Annotated in this window: 11 protein-coding genes; 1 reads left to right on the top strand and 10 read right to left on the bottom strand. The window is 55.0% G+C overall.

Annotated elements, in window-relative coordinates:
- Positions 1 to 4: 4 nt before the first annotated feature.
- From Pla52nx_RS31420 to Pla52nx_RS31405, 4 genes are all read right to left on the bottom strand, one after another.
- Positions 5 to 5248 carry a protein kinase domain-containing protein gene (locus Pla52nx_RS31420; RefSeq protein WP_146519301.1) on the bottom strand — a complete coding sequence of 1748 codons (5244 nt, stop codon included), beginning with the start codon at positions 5246 to 5248 and terminating at the stop codon, positions 5 to 7.
- A 292-nt stretch (positions 5249 to 5540) separates the two neighbouring features.
- A complete protein-coding gene (locus Pla52nx_RS31415) occupies positions 5541 to 6923 on the bottom strand; it encodes a sulfatase (protein WP_146519302.1) in 1383 nt (460 codons plus the stop codon).
- Positions 6924 to 7080: 157 nt separating this feature from the next.
- Positions 7081 to 7275 (bottom strand): hypothetical protein, encoded by a 195-nt coding sequence (locus Pla52nx_RS31410; RefSeq protein WP_197454434.1) that lies wholly within the window; start codon positions 7273 to 7275, stop codon positions 7081 to 7083.
- A 94-nt stretch (positions 7276 to 7369) separates the two neighbouring features.
- The gene (locus Pla52nx_RS31405; protein WP_146519304.1) at positions 7370 to 8596 is read right to left on the bottom strand and encodes a DUF1559 domain-containing protein; all 1227 of its coding nucleotides are present in this window, start codon (positions 8594 to 8596) and stop codon (positions 7370 to 7372) included.
- A 445-nt stretch (positions 8597 to 9041) separates the two neighbouring features.
- Between Pla52nx_RS31405 and Pla52nx_RS31400 the strand changes: the two genes are divergently transcribed.
- Entirely contained in the window at positions 9042 to 9857 is an 816-nt protein-coding gene (locus tag Pla52nx_RS31400; RefSeq protein WP_146519305.1) for an HpcH/HpaI aldolase family protein, read from the top strand.
- 184 nt (positions 9858 to 10041) lie between these two features.
- Here Pla52nx_RS31400 and Pla52nx_RS31395 read toward each other — a convergent pair whose 3' ends face one another.
- Genes Pla52nx_RS31395 through Pla52nx_RS31370 form a run of 6 tightly spaced genes read right to left on the bottom strand, consistent with a single transcriptional unit; the run spans position 10042 to position 18535 of the window.
- Positions 10042 to 12459 (bottom strand): phosphotransferase, encoded by a 2418-nt coding sequence (locus Pla52nx_RS31395; protein ID WP_231741906.1) that lies wholly within the window; start codon positions 12457 to 12459, stop codon positions 10042 to 10044.
- Positions 12443 to 14263, bottom strand: coding sequence for an ABC transporter ATP-binding protein (locus Pla52nx_RS31390; RefSeq protein WP_197454436.1), 1821 nt, complete (start codon positions 14261 to 14263; stop codon positions 12443 to 12445). The genes Pla52nx_RS31395 and Pla52nx_RS31390 overlap by 17 nt, the downstream gene beginning before the upstream one ends.
- Positions 14247 to 15476 carry a glycosyltransferase family 4 protein gene (locus Pla52nx_RS31385; protein ID WP_146519308.1) on the bottom strand — a complete coding sequence of 410 codons (1230 nt, stop codon included), beginning with the start codon at positions 15474 to 15476 and terminating at the stop codon, positions 14247 to 14249. The genes Pla52nx_RS31390 and Pla52nx_RS31385 overlap by 17 nt, the downstream gene beginning before the upstream one ends.
- Complete coding sequence (locus Pla52nx_RS31380) at positions 15476 to 16744, bottom strand: glycosyltransferase (RefSeq protein WP_197454437.1); 1269 nt, start codon at positions 16742 to 16744, stop codon at positions 15476 to 15478. The genes Pla52nx_RS31385 and Pla52nx_RS31380 overlap by 1 nt, the downstream gene beginning before the upstream one ends.
- Positions 16737 to 17969, bottom strand: coding sequence for a glycosyltransferase family protein (locus Pla52nx_RS31375; protein WP_146519309.1), 1233 nt, complete (start codon positions 17967 to 17969; stop codon positions 16737 to 16739). Before Pla52nx_RS31375 ends, Pla52nx_RS31380 begins: the two co-directional genes overlap by 8 nt.
- On the bottom strand, positions 17966 to 18535 hold the full coding sequence (locus tag Pla52nx_RS31370) for a HEAT repeat domain-containing protein (RefSeq protein ID WP_197454438.1): 570 nt from the start codon (positions 18533 to 18535) through the stop codon (positions 17966 to 17968). Before Pla52nx_RS31370 ends, Pla52nx_RS31375 begins: the two co-directional genes overlap by 4 nt.
- Positions 18536 to 18668: the final 133 nt, after the last annotated feature.

Raw genomic sequence — 18668 nt, 5'->3', positions numbered from 1 at the left:
GGGTTTAGCGATTTGATTTCATGGCTTCACGATAGAGGAGACGGGCGGTCAACCAGTCGTGCCAGAAATTGGTCAGGGGAGTGATGCCGGGGAAGACCAAATTTTCGCCAAGTTCTGTTTTGACAGCGGCCATCGATTGTGTTGCCTTTTCAAGGTTCCCGAGTTTGTAATGAGCCATCGCTTCGATCGCGTGATTGGCCGCATTGAGTACGGCAATGTTTTGTTCTTGATTCAGGCGGCGACTGGTTTCGCAGGCGGTGATCGCTTGCTCATATTCGCCGTTGCGGTAATGGTGCAAACCGATACCCCGATAGAACCAGTTTCCGTATTGATGCGTCGGGGCTTCTTTCCGGACGAGTTCCATCAGCTTGTCGATGCGGCTCTTGTCGTCGACAGCATCAGGATGGATCAAGCAAGCCAAGCAGGCTCGATCGGCGAGGATAACGTTTGGGATCTCACTCCACTGGTCGAGGATTGACTTGCAATGTTGATGATATGTGGAAAGATCATCTCGGTTGGCGTACAGAGAAGTGATTTGATACATGGTAAAAACGTCACGGGGATTGAGCCGTATCGTTTCCACCAGATCCAACACTGCTTTTTCCCATTGACTGTGTGCCGCGTACCATTGACCACGACTGAAGTACGCTCCAGCAGAGTTTGGATTACGTTGAATGGCCTCATTGTATGGAATGATGGCACGATCAACAAACCAGTCGAGTAGGGTCGCATGAATGTTCTCCGACGACAGTTTTCCCACCTCGCTCATCGCTAGCGCGAGCAATCGTCGACGGGATGGATCCAGCGGACGCTCTTTTGCCAAAGCGATTCCGCGATCATAGGTTTGCTCGGCTGATTCCACCTGCTTCGCTTCATTCTGCGCAAGCGATAGCAGCAACAGTTGCTCGCAATCACCCGTGCCGGTTCTGGAATTGTCTGTCGAAAGTATGTGGATCGCTTTCTCGTGTTCACCGATCATCAAGTACGCGGCACCGAGTCTTGCTTTGCCCTGGACGTTGGCTTGACTCAATGCCGTCTGCATATTGGCAAAAACCGTCGCATCCTGCTGTCCCGGTGTCGCGTTTTCGAAAATCAAAGTCGCAAGGACATCAGACAATTCATCGTGACTTGGCTCAGCGATCAGTATCTTTTCTAGCTCTTTTCGATTGGTCTGCAAGACCGATTCGGCGGCTTCGCGATCATTCTGCATCCTCATCAACCGTGTTTGTTCGATGCCGATCTCTGCTGTGAGCAGCGCACGTTCGGTTGGTGGCAGGTCGGTTTCATTCAACGAATCCAAGGCGCCTCTCAGATGAGCCAATGCGGACTGAACTTCTCCCCGAGCCGTCATCTTTCCGGCGAGGCTGCGGCGTTGCCGGATCAAATCGATGGGTTCCCAGTGCCCGTAGCGTAGCTTGCTTTCGCGCAGTTGCGACCATCGCTGGTGCCATTTATCGATGTTCAGTGTGTCTATGTCTCCATTTTCGATTGCAAGCGAGGTGGTGACTTCGGCGAGCAATCGAAACGTATCAACCGGCGTGTCTGGCGGTTTGACCAGAGCCTCCAGATCGATCACGGTCAGCGAATAAGACTGTCCCGTGCTGGCGATCAAACGGCGACCGTCCGGCGTGAGAGTCACATAGCGAGCGGCATGAACGGCGTCATCGGTTCGAGAGATCGGGGAGGGGGCGATTCGTCGGCCCGTCGTCAACTCCCAAACATGGGGCCCGCTGTCTTCGCCACGAGCACCGGTGACCGCGTATTTTCCGTCAGGAGTGATTGCAACGCTGTAGACCATGTCTTTGTGTTTGAGCGGTGGGCAAACCAGTTTTCCCGTACGCCAATTCCACACGCGTGCTCGTCGATCGGTGTTGGCGGTCAGCAGGTACTTTCCGTCCAGGCTGAAACAGACCCCACACATGCCGGACCAGTCTGTTAAGTGCTTCAGGGGCTGACACAGCTCGCTGCCATCGGAAAGACTCCAGAGCCGGGCTGCTCCGTTGCTGCCGGTGGCCAGCATTTTGCTGTCGGCAGAGAACGCTATGGTTCGGCAAGGCGATTGTCCATCCAGCAGCGGTGAAATCGGATCGAATAGCGGCTGCCCCGTGTCGGCATCCATGACTTCGATCCGATCGTCCGCCAAGAGCTGCACCAAGCGAGTGCCATCGGGAGAGTAGTCTGCTCGCTCACGATAGTGTCCCGGCGATTGCAAGCTTGATTCATTTCGTTCAAAATGAGTCACGCCCGTGGCTGCGTCGACAACGATCAATCGTCCACCTGCAATGACGACAGCCAATTCTGCGTCGCCAGGCCGTGCCGAAACGCTCACCGCGATACCTGGCAGTCGGATCGGGTCGAAACTCGTCTGGCCCGATTCAACGTTCCAAATCGAAAGCCATCCAGTGCCCTGATCCTGCGAGACCACGGCGACGCTTTCGTTGTCGCTGCAAATGCATGAATCGAGAACGAGTCCCGGCGGATCGATCTCCGGCCCGGCTGCTTTTCCACTGTCGGTGCGGACCACAGCAACGGTAGGTCTCATCTGAGGGCTTGCGAGCGTGGACTCATGCAATAGGCCCGGTGTTGCCAGTTTGCCATCGAAACTGATTCGCGGTCGTTCGCCCCACTGTTCAATATGTTGCATGCGAACGCTGTTCGAGGGACGTTGCCACACACGGACCAGTCGGTTGTCTTGACTGGTAGCGAGCAAGGTGTTGTCGTCAGAGATCGCAACACGGTGTGCCCCGACCTGATGATTCAAGCGGTTCCCTATCGGACGTCCATCCTCGGCCGACCACAACTGGGCCGCCGTGTCCCAGCTTGCAGACATCATCAAACTGCCATCGGAGCTAAAGACAATGTGGTCGACATAATTGACGTGATCCAAATGGATCGGTTTTGCGTCCAAATCATTGATGTCCCAGATGTCTGGCCCGTAATAACCGCCAACCGCAAAGCGATCGCCCTGAGGGTTTACGACGACGTGCGACAAGCCCCACGTCGGCGTAGTATTCAGTTTGCGAACGGCCTGCCCCGTGGCGCTATCCCACCATGTCAACTCCTTCGGACCTGTGATGGAAATGAATCCACGACCTCCGTCGACCAATGCGGGAGCCGTTGGGTAGCGGTTGGAATCATGCAGGACCGGCGCAAACAGCGGGCTTGATTTCCCTGCGTCGTCGATCGCATACACACGAACTTGATGATCGACATCGGTCGTAAACAACCGCTTGGTGTCATCATCAAAGAACATCGAATGTACTCGTTGAGGATGAGCCCACGATTGTGGGTGAAACTGTTGCGAGCCTGCTTGCCAGATTCGCACCGTGTCGCTGGCGATTGCCAGCTCGCTGCCATCGCGGTTGTACGCCAAGAGCAGGACAGCTCCCGGATAGCTGACTTTCTGCACCACCTGGCCATCAGGAACTCGTCGAATCTCGACGTCGCCGCCGGGCACCGCGATCGCCAACGAGGAGCCGTCGGGATGCCAGCATGCCGCGACAACGCCTTCTTTTCCAGTGAGCCATGGCAACAGCACGTCATCCTGCCAATCCCACAGGCAGTAGTTGTTTCCTTGTCGGACCAACAAGAGTGACCCGCCGGGTTGAAAATGCAGAGCTTCGGCCGGCCAGTCCACATTCAACGCTGCGATGGGCTGGATCGCTTCACGCGACCAGTTCCGGGCCCGCATGTGATTTTGGAGCTTTCGATCAGGATCGGACTGAGCCTGCGACGCGGCGGAGGTGAACCACATAGAAGCCATTGCGGGGTCGCCATCGTCTGCTGCCTGTAGTCCACGCGAGGTGTAGACATCAGCCAACGTGAGCTCGACCTTGCGACGTGCATCGACGGCTTCCTGGCGAAGATTTGCCTCGAGATTTCGAGCTTCGATGGCCGCCCGTTTGGCAGTTGCTTCGAGCTGGGTGAGTTCTTTCTGCTGAGCCGTTTCTTTCAAGGCCGCTGCTGCCGTCGTTTTAGCAAGCCGCGTTTGCTGTTCTTGGACATAAATCCATCCACCGCCCGCGAGCGTCGCCAGCAATACGATCGATGCAACCAACGCGAGCACGACACGACGGCGTTTGCGTTCTTCGATTGCTTGAGTTTCGGATGCCAGTCGATCCAGCTCGGCCTGCCGCAATCGTTGAGCCACCGATTCCAAATATCCGGATACTTCCCCCGCGACCGCGGAAGCATCCCTGGGACGATCACTGACGTCTGCCGACAGACAACGCTTTGCCAAGTCAACCAACTCCGGTTCCGCTCCCGATGCATCCAGCCGCGCGAAGGCATCGTCAAGCTTTCCCCTGGCGGCCATCTCCACGAGATCGGTGGCCGTATCGGCTACGTAGGGCGGCTTGCCCGTCAAGATCACTGAAAGGATCGCGCCAAGACCAAACACGTCGGCTCGTTCGTCAAGCTGATCGACATCCCCCATCGCTTGCTCCGGCGGCATGTAGGCGGGAGTGCCGATGACCGAACCGACGCGAGTGTGTGATTCCGAGTTTGTTGGCGTCTTGCTACCCGAACTGCGAATCGTCCTGATCTCACTTGCTTCCGTCGGCATGCTGGTCTGAGGAGTCGAGGATCTTGGTTCGGCATCAAGCACCTTGGCCAATCCCCAATCCATGACCTGCACTTCGCCAAAAGCTCCGACCATGACATTGGATGGTTTCAGGTCACGGTGTATCACCCCGCGACTGTGAGCAAATGCTACGGTTTGGCATACCTGTTCAAAGATCCCGATCAAACGACCGCGGTCTTCCTCCATTGATTTTCGTTGTCGCAACAGCTCGCTCAGTGTAAGTCCCTTCACCAGCTTCATTGCAAAGAACGGACGTTGATCGGCGAGCTGGCCCAATTCGTGAATCGGTACGATTCCCGGGTGTTGAAGCTGGCCGTTGATCTGAGCCTCTTCGATGAATCGCTGAACGACTTGTTCGTTATTCCGATGCGATTCGAGCAAGACTTTGATCGCCAGATCGCGACCCAGCAAGGTGTCGCGTCCGCGCATCACCGCGCCCATTCCTCCGCGAGCGATCTCTCCTTGCAATTCATAACGTGCCTTCACTTCAGCAGTCGAAATGCTCTTGCTTTCGCCGTCCGTTGTCTCTGGCTCGAAACCGTGGATCATCGTCGCATTCAGTTCGGGCACCCCTGATAAGGTGACTCTGTCCTGCTCTGACCCAAGTTCGGTTGGCCGCGATTGGGTGCCGAACTCGGTTTCCCCCAGCTCATCCTCCTCCGGCATAGCTGCGTCCTAATAGTGGTCGACTGATGGTGATCAACGCAAATCAATGGCGACATCCACACGGATCGGTGCCTCGCCGATCGCTGTCGCCCGATCGCTGTCGCCCGATCGCTGTAGCGTAGTGTATCCGCCCAAAATGCCTCCAAGTCTGAGACGACGGAGGATTGTCGGGAAAATAGTGATCACTCAGTCGCTCAGTACAACGGATGTTCACCAAGACCATCCATCAATCGCTCCGCGTTGGTTCCCCGGTGAACTGATTCGCGTTCGATCCGCATGCAAATCGCGGACTTCATTTCCGTCGTGGAACGGGCGCATCAACCGCAGCCCTCCAGGCTTTCAACTCCGCATGCAATTCATCGCGTTTCTCGGGATGCGATGCTGATAAATCGCTTGTTTCACCAATGTCGTCGGTCAAGTGATACAGTTCCAAATCACCCGACTCAAAGAACTCCATCAGCTTCCAATCGCCTTGGCGAATGACGCCGACCGGGCGACTTCGAAAGAGTGGATCGCGTTGTTCATCCACACAATTCCTGTACGATTCCAGATACGCAGGAAAATGCCAAAACAATGACCGCTTCGGCAACGCTGGAACTTGGCCGGTCCACAATGGCAACAGGTTCACACCATCCAGTGGTTGACCCTCGGGCGGACTGATTCCGAGTAATGCGCAGAAGGTCGGATACAGGTCAATCTGCGCGATCGGTTCATCCGAGCGACCGGACTTGATCTTGCCCGACCAGTGGACAAAGAACGGCACCCGAATCCCGCCTTCATAGTAGGTCCCTTTGTATCCCTTCAGTGGATCCATGTCGGTCGCCGGCCCGTAGCCTCCGTTGTCAGACGTGAAAACGATCAAAGTGTTCTCACGCATTTTCAACTCGCCGAGCGTCGTCAGCAATCGTCCGATTCCGTCATCGACGCTTTGTATCATCGTGGCCATGGCCACATGGTCATGCAGCTTGCCAGGAGATTTTGCCTTGTACTTGGCAAGCAATTCACGCTTCGCATCCAAGGGCGTGTGCACGGCAAAGTGCGGCAGGTACAAAAGCCAAGGCTCGCAAGCGGATTCGCGAATGAACTTGATCGCCTCGTCGGTCAGTCGATCGGTCAGGTACTCGTCCTCGGCCGCGTCATCCAGCCCAACGCCAGGATGGGGTGGGTAATGGCCACGTGGCGGCGAACCCGATTGAGTGCCTGCCACATTCACGTCAAATCCATAGGGACGTGGATCCTGACTCAGGTGCCACTTGCCGATCGTGCCCGTGCGATAGCCAGCGTCCTGGATGAGTTTTGCCCAGGTGACGATTTTTGTATCCAACACATCCACGCCAGGGATGTGTTCGCAAAGCCGATTCTTTTCTTTGCCTCGGGGATGGGTGCCGACGTTAAAGATGCGATGCCGTGGTGTGGTTTGCCCGGACAGCAAACACGCCCGTGACGGGGCGCAGTTGGCCGCCCCGGCGTAGGCATTGGTAAAGACGAGTGAATCCGAAGCAATCGCATCGAGGTGGGGCGTTTCGTAAAAGTCGGTTCCCATGAATCCGACATCTCGCCAACCCATGTCGTCAATGTTGATCAATAGAATGTTCGGACGGTCGCTGGCCGATGCAACATTGCTGTACCAAAGGGTGAGCAGCAAAGTTGCCAAGGCAATCGATTTCAATGCCATGTTGATGCAGAATTCACGCGGATAACTTGTGAGAGAATGCCAACACGAAACGCAATCGAGTGAAATTCGCACACTCGCTGGCGTTTCGTGCTGGTGAAGACGCAGTAAATCAGGGAGACGCATCCGTTTGTCGTAACCCCGAGCGGATCGTCATGAATTAGTCGACAATATCAGCTGGATCGATGTCCTCCCCTTGCTCAGGCAAGGCCAGTTCTGGATTGTCCTCCAGAAAAGCAGCCACTTCTCCGTCGGCAGGAGCCACCGGATCGGTTGAGCCTCCGCATCCGGGAAACAAGCAACCAAAGACGATGACAAAGCTACAAACAGAAAAGGCAAATCGAAGTTGAGTCACATTGCTACTCATGAAAAAGGGGGAGTGGGAGTGAAGCGGCATCCGCGGGCAACGTCATGTCGTCAACGGATCGGGCATTAATAGACGGGGCATGCTAAAAGGTTTCGTCGATCACTTCTTTGTTGGCGCGTGTGCCCAAGGCACCCCATAACCCGAACGGACTTTTGGCACCCGGGACAGTTGGCAACGTCGGTTCGGCTGATGTTCCGGCAGGCCGAACCGTTGCGTGAGTGCTGTCACCTGCCTCGATCGAGTCGGTCATAAAGATCACAGCGCCATCCGTGAACAGGACATGGGCACCGCCCTGATGTCGACTCGACGCGGTGTAAACACCTTCGGCAGCCAAGTCACCGCCAGCATGTGAGCTGCATTGACGATTCGGAGGCAAGATCGTCTGAAATGCGGTGTAGGCGGCACGACCCGACGCCCATTTATAGCCGCGCCGGTTATCGGCTCGGGCAGATGCTTCAGGAGTTCCGGGCGCCCAGTATCGTGGTCGCTGCGGGTCGATCATGTTGACACTGCGGTTGGGGTTGGTACGCAGGTTACCGCCCTCGGCAATGAATGTGGTGATATTACGGTCCCCGAGATCCGTGTTGATTTCGCCCATTGCAATGGTGTTGGACAGCCCATCGAGGATGTCGCGGAACCTCATCGTTTTTCGCGCTACGAAGACGCCACGACACGAGACCTGGGTTCTCTCTGCACTCGCAGCGTTGACAACCCCGCCCCGATTCTCAGGCCCCGCGTGCGTTTGCCTGACGGCGTCACCGAGACAGACGGCATAATTCGTTCGTCCCGATGCGGGAAGGCCGGTGCCGGGATCGCTGGGACATCGCAGGGTAGGAATCTCTGTCATCCAAGGATCGTATTGGTTGAGTGCATGGTCGCTGAGGATCATGTTTGCGTCTGGACCCATGGCTGCAAAGTAGGTACCCGAATTGGTGCCGATCCTGACTTCAAAGGGATTGCTGATGGATTCCCAAAGTCCTTGCTGTTCGAAAAAGGGAAGCATCCCCACCAGAGCACTCAACTCGTTTCGATTGCTGCCGCCCGCGCTCGCCGGTGTCGGACCTGGCGTGCGGGCTCCTCCGGCAATGAACTCGAACGTTCCGCCTTGATGTCTGGGCAGCCGCTTGTACGTCGAATGGTAATTCTGAATTGCCAAACCGATTTGCTTGAAATTGTTGCTGCAACTCATTCGACGGGCCGCCTCACGTGCGGCTTGGACAGCAGGCAACAACAGACCGACCAAGATTCCAATGATCGCAATCACGACCAACAGTTCCACAAGCGTGAAACCCTTCCGATTTTTTAACATGACGAGGACTTTCGTTGGTTGTTGCGAGAAATCGATTTGCCAGGACGCCGCGGCTAGGCACAAATGCAATGACTTGGATACTGGAACGCCGTTTTTACGAACCCCGAAATCCAGCCATCCTAACGCTCTAATCCACGATTAAGTCTACAAAGTTTTCAACCGTACCAGTGCATTCAAGAACAAAATTTCCCCGCTTCATCTGAGGGCATCGTTTTCATTGGTTTTCCGGCGAATGTCTTGCCGAAATGCATCGACTGAGATTGCTTCGTCGGACCCTTGGTTCGCAACGGATGGGGACGCTCAGCAATGTTGAAAGCCAGGGTGACTGTCCTTGCATTGGAGAGAGATGCCGCTTTGTCTCGCTCTCCAAGACTCAATGCAGGGGCTGATCGCGGCGAGGATGAGTATGATGAATCCTTCAGCGAAGAACTCTCAAGGAAAAGCCATGACACCTATCGAACTACGCAAACGTCTGCGCGACGGAGACGTGAGCTTCGGAACACTGATCGTCTCACCGTCGCCGCGTTGGCCTGAGACGGTTCGCGGCTGTGGTCTCGACTTCGTCTTTATCGACACCGAACACATTGCGCTGGACAGAGCGCAGTTGAGCTGGATGTGCCAAACCTACTCCGCTATCGGTCTGCCGCCACTGGTGCGAATTGCGTCGCCCGACCCCTACGCCGCCACAATGGTATTGGATGGCGGCGCGGCGGGCATTGTAGCACCCTACATCGAAACAGCATCTCAGGTGCAGGCCTTGCGAGGTGCCGTGAAGATGCGACCGATCAAGGGGCATCGCCTTCAACAATTGCTCGACGGTGACAAATCGGAACCGGAGCTCGAAACCTATATGGAGACAGGTGCGAACGAGCGGTTGCTGATCGTCAATATCGAGAGCACGCCTGCGATGTCTGCCCTGGATGATATTTTGGCCGTGCCTGGCTTGGACGGCGTGCTCATCGGACCTCACGACCTGTCTTGCAGTCTTGGTCTGCCGGAGCACTATGACCATCCAGAGTTCCTTGACGCATGTCAAACGATCTTTTCCAAAGCGCGTGCTGCGGGTGTGGGCGCGGGCATCCATTTCTGGGGAGACGTTGCACAGCAAGTGCAGCTGCTCAACCTCGGCGCAAACATGTTGATCCACAGCGCTGACATCTCTCTGTTCAAGAAATACCTGCAAGCAGAACTCGACGAAATCAAACGATCCATCGGACTGGAAACCATGCCCAACGCCCCGAGTTCTCCTGACGCGATTTGACGCTTTCCAGTAAAGTCGAGCGAGGCAATGTTTCCGCAAGACAAAGATGGACAACTCCTGGGCGGGTGCATCTTTCACAACAAGCCCCTTTTGGACGCTCGAAATCAATTGCGAATGCATCCGTCACGGTGTCTGATCCAGATGTTTTGCAAAAGTAATCTCGCGTTGGACAACGACCCGTGTTTCAGCTCGATGACAGGTCGTCCACCATCTCGAGTGCCTTCTCGATAACGGCTCCCGTCGTCGCTGCTCGATCCGAGATTTGTGTGCTGATCCAGACATGGCGGACAAACGCTAGCCACGACCAAGCATTCAGATTGCATGGGATTGGCTCACCCGGGGAGAGCGTCTGTTGGTAACTCTCTAAAAACTTCGTCGCTTCGTTCATCCAGATGCTCGATTGCTGGGAGCACCGGATAGATAGCTCCCACAGATGTGCGAGAAAGTTTCCAGCATCCAAGGCCGCAGGACCGTAACTGCAAAGATCGAAATCGAGCAAATAGAGTTTCTCGTCAGTCAGCAGTATCTGAGACGGATGAAAGTCTCGGTGAATCACAACGGACGGTTCTTTGACGAGCCATCTGGAAAGGCGATTTGCGAGGTCGATCAACTTGCCGATTGCGGCTTTGTGACCAGGATGCTTGCATGCAACACTCTGCAATCGCTGTGTGAGTGACTGCACTTCATCATCAATCGTCCATGCCCGACACCGGCGAATCATTGATTCGCAATGAAGTGTTGCCAGAGCCTCGGCAATGCGTTTTGACGCTTCCGGCTGGATTGTTTCTTCCTGGCTGGCGACGAGCTGTTCCAGCGAGCGTCCCGGTACGCAAGCCTGATACCAAATTCGAGTTTCTGGATCGATCCCAAGCGTTCGAGGAACTGAGACCCCGTTTGGGTTTAGCTCATTGAATCCCTGTTTATGCAGTTGCTGTTGAACTGAGTATCCATGCCGATCGACTCCCTTGAAACGAAGTTTGCCCAGAATCGAGATTTTCTGATCCGGCGACTGTGATTGGGCAACACGTAGGTCATATCGTATCAAGCATCGGCGTCCAGCCTTGACTTGAACGGGTTCGATGTGGTCGACCACGAGACGCTCGTCTAGTCCTGAGAACTCTGGACAACATCGCAGTATTCTTTCTCTGGCCCGTTCACAGATCAACGCGTTGGCCATCCACGTTGTCGGCACATCGCGAAGTAGTTGTTGTTTGAACATTGACGGAGCAGGACTCTTATTGAGCGCCGTCGATGGGCGTTTTGCATTCGTACTGTCTCGCGGGGTAAGGCGATCGTCAGTCCGGTGTCGCTCGAATCGCTCCGACACCAGTTCCAGAATGTTGGCAATGTGATCGTGCCAATTGTCCATGCCGGAGCGAAACGGATGGGTCATGCACTTAAAGAGACCGGCGGCAACTTGGAGTTCAACTGCTGCTTCATCCAAATCTCCGCACCTGCTGATATAGCCTTGCCGAAAGGCATCTTCGATTTCCGCAACCTGATCCGCCGTAAAATCGCCGCGATACGAGTTCCAGATGACTTTGGCGATAAAGTTCCCGACATCTTGCAGGGGACTTCCGTATCGGGACTGGTCAAAGTCGAGTATTCCGATGGAGTGGTCGTCGACGCAGATTTGCTTGGCGTAGAAATCGCCATGAATGGGCGTTTGGAGATGCGAATGTACGGCAATTCGCTTCTCGATCTCGTTCGCAAAAAATCGTGCATTCTTGCTCAGACTCGGAACTAATGTCGCGACGTCAGACGCCAAACGGGAATAAGGGCTATTCAACACGGTATCGCGAGATTTGATAAGTCCTGCTGGTTCACTACGGTGTAGTTCCCCAAGCGCCGTTCCAACACGAAAGTAAGGATCGGACTCCGATTGCAAGACCGACGACATTTGTTCCGCCAGGTTGCGTCCTTTCAGCCAACGACTCACGAGTATCCGTCGTTTCTGGTCAGCTCGGATCAGCTCGGGCAATTCGACGCGACGGTCGCTGAGCTGCCAGCGGATGTGCTCCCACGCTTCAGCAGGTCGTCTGGCTTGCTCGAACTCCGAGGATTCGATGACTTTCACAGCGTACCGATGATCCGATGAGGTCTGCACGTCGAACACCGCCCTTCGCCCTGGCTTGTAAGCCACACACTGAACACGAAAGTGATCGTCGTCAATTTGCTTGTTCACGAAACTCCGAACAAAGTTTCTTGTTTCGTCTGGGTGACGAAATGCTTCCAGCAACCGGATTTTGCGGTCCCTCGGAAACGTTGCCACCGAGATCCATGCGTCAGTCAGGTCGGTATCGCGATGTGGGTTTGTGTCGCAAGTTGTACCATCAAACGTATGAATGTGTTTGTGCCAACCATCCCGATTGAATGCTGTTACAACGACTTGATACTCAGTCGAGTCTGTACTCATCAAGTACACAGCAATGCAACGTCGGCCTGGTTTGTAACGTACATACTGCATCGTCGCAGCAGGTCGCTGTGGCAACGATTGTTCGATGGCCCACAGACGTGCGAAACGTTCTGCATTGAGCAGTATCGCCAGCCCTGGCAACGCCGGTTCGCGGCTGACGAGCTGATCGTTACTGCTGGAGAGCATATTCAAGCTTCGACCTCCCTTGTTGTTGGTTCCGATACATCGTCGCGTAAACACCTTCTTTTCCCATGAGTTCATCGTGAGATCCGATCTCAATGATTTCGCCTTGATGCAAGACAAAAACCTTGTCAGCGTGGGTCGCAATCTCCATTTGATGCGTGACGATCAGTGTGGTGCGGCCCTCGCTCGCGCGGAGAATGCCTTCCACGACCATTCGTTCGTTCTGTTCATCGAGTCCAGTCGTGGGTTCATCTACCAAAAAGATTGGCGGTGATTGAATTGTCGCTCGGGCAATCGCAAGCCGTTGCGTCTGTCCCCGAGACAGGTTCGCTCCTCGTTCGCCAAGAAGCGTGTTGTACCCATCGGGTAATGCAGTGATGAATTCATGGGCACTGGCCGTGAGTGCTGCAGCCTCCACTTCGGCGTCCGTTGCATCGGCGTCAGCGATGGCTATGTTTTCTCGGACGGTCGTGGCAAAGACCGCGTTGTCTTGCATCACGATACTTTGCTGGCGTCGTAGTGACGTGACCGTCCAATCACGAATGTCATGTCCGTCGACCAGGATCGTTCCCCCGTCAGGATCATGGAGCCGACAGATCAAACTGAGAAGGGTTGATTTTCCAACACCGGATGGCCCCACAATGGCCACGATTTCTCCGGGGGCGATCGTGAATGAAACGTTCTTGAAAATGGGCGTGTCAGCTCGGTAGCCGAATGTGACATTTCGAAACTGGATTTTCCCCTCGAATGCCGGCGCGTCGACTGCGTTCGGGCTGTCCCGGACGTCAGGTGATGTCTCGAGAATCTCAAGCACACGATCGGCGGCGGCCAAAGCCTTGGAGAGGCGTCCCGTGTATTTCGCAAAGTCCTGCAAAGGCTTGAACCCGCGTTTTAGATAGGCCAGGAACACAACGAGTCCGCCGATTGTTAGTTCCCCAGCCATGACATATCGAGCACCTTGCCACAGCACCAACGCCGATGCGATAGCGATCATCACATCGACCTTGCGTTCGAGTGCCGCAGACAGGCGGCTTGTCTTGACCCCCTCACGCATAGACTTTTGGCTATGGGCGCCAAACTTATCAGCAAAGTGATGCTCTAGCGAAAGCGCCTGAACCACTTTCACCGATGAAAGTGACTCGTTTGCAGTGGCGGCCAACGCCCCTTCACGAGAACGCTGCTGCTTGGCAGCTGTATGGATTTTTCGGCTGCTCTTGGTTGCAGATAGCCAGAACAGAGGAAACACCGAAATTGCCAGCATCCCAAGCCACACGTGCATCCAAAGCATCACGGCGGACATGCCGGTGAGTATCAATACGCTCGCGAGCATCGGCAACAGCGCAGTTACAGCGACATCTCGAATCATGTTTAAATCACCCACCAATCGAATCGTCAGATCGCCGCTTCTGGCGCGATTGTGAAATGAAAGTGAAAGAGATTGAAGGTGTTGAAATACATCTCGCCGAAGCTGAGTCACGACTCGGTTTCCGATCCAAGCAAACGTCACCACTCGCAAGTATTCAACAATTGCCCGCACGCATGCAATGAGAACGACTGCGATCGCACAAACCGTCAGAATTGCGATTGCATCTGGCTCGTTGGTCGCTGCGTTTCCAGAGAGTTGTTCAGCCAATACTCGATCAAGTATGAATTGCAGCGGTAGCGGCTCGACGATTCTTAGTGCGACTGCGATCAGCAGGCATACCATCGCGGAGCCGATTCGGCAGCGGTACGGGAGCACATAAGGAGCAAGCAACCGTGCAGCACGATGCCAGGAGCGTGGCTCTTGATCAGACTTGAAGTTCATCTCGCAGTGCTCCATGGTCGTCGGCGGGGATGAATTGGTCTCGTGTGACGGCGTCAAAAATTTGGTCGAGAACTTTCGTCCAACTGTGACCTTCCGCAGTCTCACGGGCGGCGCGACCGAGTCGCTCACGAAGTGAAACATCTTGGCGTAGATCGATTAACGCTTGGGCCATTGAGTCGATGTCGCCGGCGGGATACAGCCATCCATTGATGCCGTGTTCGATGAGTTCACCAATCTGGCCCGTTGCACTTCCGAGCACGACGCGGCCAGCCGCCATGTATTCGTAGACTTTCAACGGTGAAAAATAGAAGTCATCTAAGTCTGGGTAGGGTGCCACGGCGATGTCCATCGAGTTGAGCCATCCGGGAACGGACTGCGGATCAACCGCGCCAATCAGCCTGACACTGTCTCGGAGTTCGGCGTGCTCCAGCACCCGAGCCTTTATTGCCTGACACTCAGGACCGTCTCCAACAATCAACAACCTGCACGTAGCGTGTCGTTCGGGATGCGTCAGATCGAGTCGAGTGGATCGGCAGACTCTGAGGAATGCTTCGATGAGTCCATCGACACCATGCCAGGGCTTGAGCGAGCCGATGAACCCGATCGTCAATCCAGGAAACGGATCGGTTGCCTTCGAGCCGGGCGAGAATCGGTCTGTGTTGACTCCGTTGGGGATCACGTGCACCGACCGCTTTTCAGAAACGAATCTGCGACAGTAGGGGACGATTTGATGGGAGACGACATAGGTCGTTCTAGCGTTTCGCATCGCGTCTCTCGTCATGACGCTCGCCAAGTGAGACTGGACGAGCTCACGATGGTTGGCTTGTTCATCGATCAGTGGCGAGTTGACTTCCAGTACAGATGGAATGTTCTTCCGTTTTGCCCACAGCATTGCGTTAGCGCTCCAAAGGGCATACCGCTCATAGATGAAATCGAATTTGGGCCGACTGTCCAGCGCACGTGCAACGCGTTGATTCCATAGCACTTGTTCGACCTCCCGGGTACGAGTGTTCTCGCAGTGTGGGATCGACATCTCGTGAACGATGCAGTTTCGCAAGTCTGGCGGGGGTTCTCCTCCGGTGCGTGCGACGAATAGCTCCACATCGTTACCTCGCGCAAGCATGGCTCGCACCATCTCCTGGACATGGATCGAGCACCCTTTGCTACCGAAGACGGGGACTCCAGGGTCCGCGCAGACATAGGCAATACGCATTACGCCACCCCCGCACTGACGAGCCTATCGGCGGCGTGAGGCGAATCGTGTATTGACGACCCGAATAGCCTTCGTTGTTTCGCCGTGTTGCGATGGATATCAAAGTTCCGTTCAATATGCTGTCGAGCCGCTTCTGCAAGCCGCACGCGAAGCTCTCCGTCACGAAGTAATCGTTGAAGTGCGTCGGCCAACTTGGTCGGATCACGTTGGGGAACGAGCAAGCCAGTCTCGTCATTCATGATTGCTTCCGGAATCCCTGTTACGGGGGTCGAAACACAGGGTGTCCCGATGGCCATGGATTCAAGCAACACCGTGGGCAATCCGTCGCGATTACCGTCGGATCCCTCGACGCACGGTGCTGCGAAAACGGCTGCGCCTCGCAACGCCGTTTTGACGACTTCTTGGCGCTGCGGGCCGAGAAACTCGATCTGATTGTCGGGCATCGAGGTTTCGGCATGTCGACGGAGGTCAGGCATCAAGGGGCCATCTCCGATGATGCAAGTTCGGAACGAAACGTTGCGTTCTGCAAGAATCGAACAGGCGTCGATCAGCACATCAAATCCCTTCTTTTCGACCAAACGTCCAACAGCCAAGACAACTGGCTCTCGATTTCGTGGGGAGGAAAATGGAAAGTGATTTAGATTCAAGCCGTTGTAGATTCGTTCGACTCGATCGGCCGCATCACCAAAGTTTTGCTGCAGAAAATCCACGTTGAAATCGCTGACCGTGATGGTAGCGTGTGCTGCCTGAAGCTTCTGTACAAGAGCCGCGTGATCGACGTCTTCATGGAAAATGTCCTTCGCGTGAGCCGTCAACGTGAATGGGATTTCTGTCAGTTGACTTGCCAGCCATGCGATGTCCGCAGCACTTGTCGCAAAGTGCGCGTGGAAGTGCGTGATTCCTGTCTTGGTCGCTTGATCTGCCATGGCGATCGCCGCAGTGACGACAGCCGGATTGTGCCCTATCACTTTTGATAAGCGAGAGGCGAGAAACGAATGGCGTTTCGAGGCGTCGCCAATCAATTGCCAGAAGTCGCTGGACTTTGATAGGTTCGTTGGCAAGTAGTGCACTGGAGCTCGTACCTGCGAGATGATGTCTTGAAAGTGCGTGTCGACGGGCGGGCGAACGGAAAAGATTTCGATCGGCAGCCCAACTGCTTCATGAGCGAGTATCTCGTTGACGATGAATGTCTCTGAATAGCGTGGATAACGCTTGACGACGTACCCCACGCGAATGGGCTTATCTGCTTGGCAAGTCGAATCAAACAATGGACACCTCCGATGGTTGTGTTGAGGACGCGGAACGCTGTGGAAGCCAGCGGTTGACGCTTTCGACAATGCGATCTAGCCCCCCCAGGTCGACCGAATTCGCAGTCGGTTTGGGCACGTCAGGGCACTCGATCCAATCTGTGATTGCCCTCGGCGTGAGATCGTCGGGCGAGAGAGTTGTCAGCAGGCCATGGCGAGCAAGTTCATTAGCGCGAATCCATTGCTCGCGTCGCGGTGCCATGCGCGGAACGACCAACGCAGGTTTTTCGAACGAGAGGATGGATGCGATGGTGTTGTAACCCGCCATCGAAACCACTCGATCCGCCTGCGAGATGTACCCGTCCGCCTCAACGAGGTTTTCTACCAGCTCGCAGTCGGACTTTGACGCAACGGTTTGACGTAGCCACATCCGGTCTGCTTCGGGTAAGAAGGGCCCTGTGATCAGAATTCCTTTCCAACCCAGCGGCATGCGAGCTGATGCGAATGCTGAGGCAAGTTGCATTCCGTCTTGCCCGCCACCGATCACACATACGGCTATCGATTCTGCTTGGTGTTCTGGACAGTTTCGTCGTATCGATGGATTGATTCGCCGACTTTGATCCAAGAATCCCGTGTACACACAACGATCCGCTGTTTCGCATCCGAACGCATACTGTTGAACCGAATCATAGATAGCGGAATCACCGTAGATCCATACTTCGTCGTAGTGGTCACGAATCGTTTTCTCGGCGTCACATTCGATCCATTGCTTCATGACCGTCGCGGGATCGTCCAGGATCTCGCGTAGTCCAAGCACGCATCGTGTTGTTCCTTTTTCACCGATGTCAGCGAGTGCCTCGTCCAATTCGTTGCCGATGCCCCGCGGGACTTTGTCGACAATGAATACATCGGGCGAAAAAGCGTTCAGTGTTGATGCTAGGATCTTGGAGCGAAGCGATGTGGTTTCGCGAAATGTCCATCGCAAGTGCTTACCGGTGTAGTCGCCGGACACATCCTTGCAAAGCGATGGGAGCGTAACACAATCGACGCCCGCCATCATGGCAAAATGGCAAGCTTCCCTCGCTCCTGACACGACCAAAACGTTCGCGTTGATTGGAGATTCGGCCAAGATCGACGCAATCAGGATGTTGCGGCGTAAATGCCCCAGTCCCATGGTGTCGTGGGAATACAGGGCGATCCGTGGTTCGGACCCAAGCTTCTTGATAGTTGGAAAGTGTAGATTCATTGCGAGACTCGATCTTCCTCTTCTTTGAACTCTCCGAGAACTTCAGTGACTTCCTCTCGAACTCGAGGGTCTGGATCTCGTGCCAACTTCTTGACGACGCGGTGAGCCTCTTCACTATCTTCGCCGATCTCTCCAAGCGTTTTCACGAGATAGCGACGTATGTCTGGATCGGTTTCACCTTGGTCCAGCACTTGGATGATTGGCTGAAGCGCTGGCGCAGCATCGTTGTCGATCTTGTAGAGCGCTTTTGCGGCGTAGTATCGAACGTCCCGTTCTGTGTCCTTTAACGCCTCCGCCAACGACGGAACGGCTCTTGCAGCAGGTGGTCCCATTCGTGAAAGCGCCTTTGCCGCGCGATACCGCACTTTTTGCTCGCTATCGCGTAACGCGACCGACAGTGCATCGATCGCTTGCAACGCGTTTGCTCCCAATTCCTCCAAGTCTTTCGCCGCGTCATAGCGATCTTCGGCGTCGGCTGACTGAAGCTCTCTTACTAAAACCACAACGGGATCCTCGGGCAGCAATACGTACCATGTCAGTAGCCCCAATCCAATCGATAAGGGCACTGCAAAAGCGAGGCTCCGATAATGTCGGACTGGCCGAGGCTCATTCGTTGCCCCACGGGTTGTGTTTTTGTTCATGACTTCGTCGGTTTGTTACTCGAACGCGAACTTTGGAGCCTTATCAACGCACCATCAA

It is taken from the genome of Stieleria varia, from assembly GCF_038443385.1.
GTDB classification, from domain to species: domain Bacteria; phylum Planctomycetota; class Planctomycetia; order Pirellulales; family Pirellulaceae; genus Stieleria; species Stieleria varia.
The sequence above is the reverse complement of the archived record's forward strand: the minus strand, read 5'-3'. Positions and strand labels throughout refer to the sequence as shown.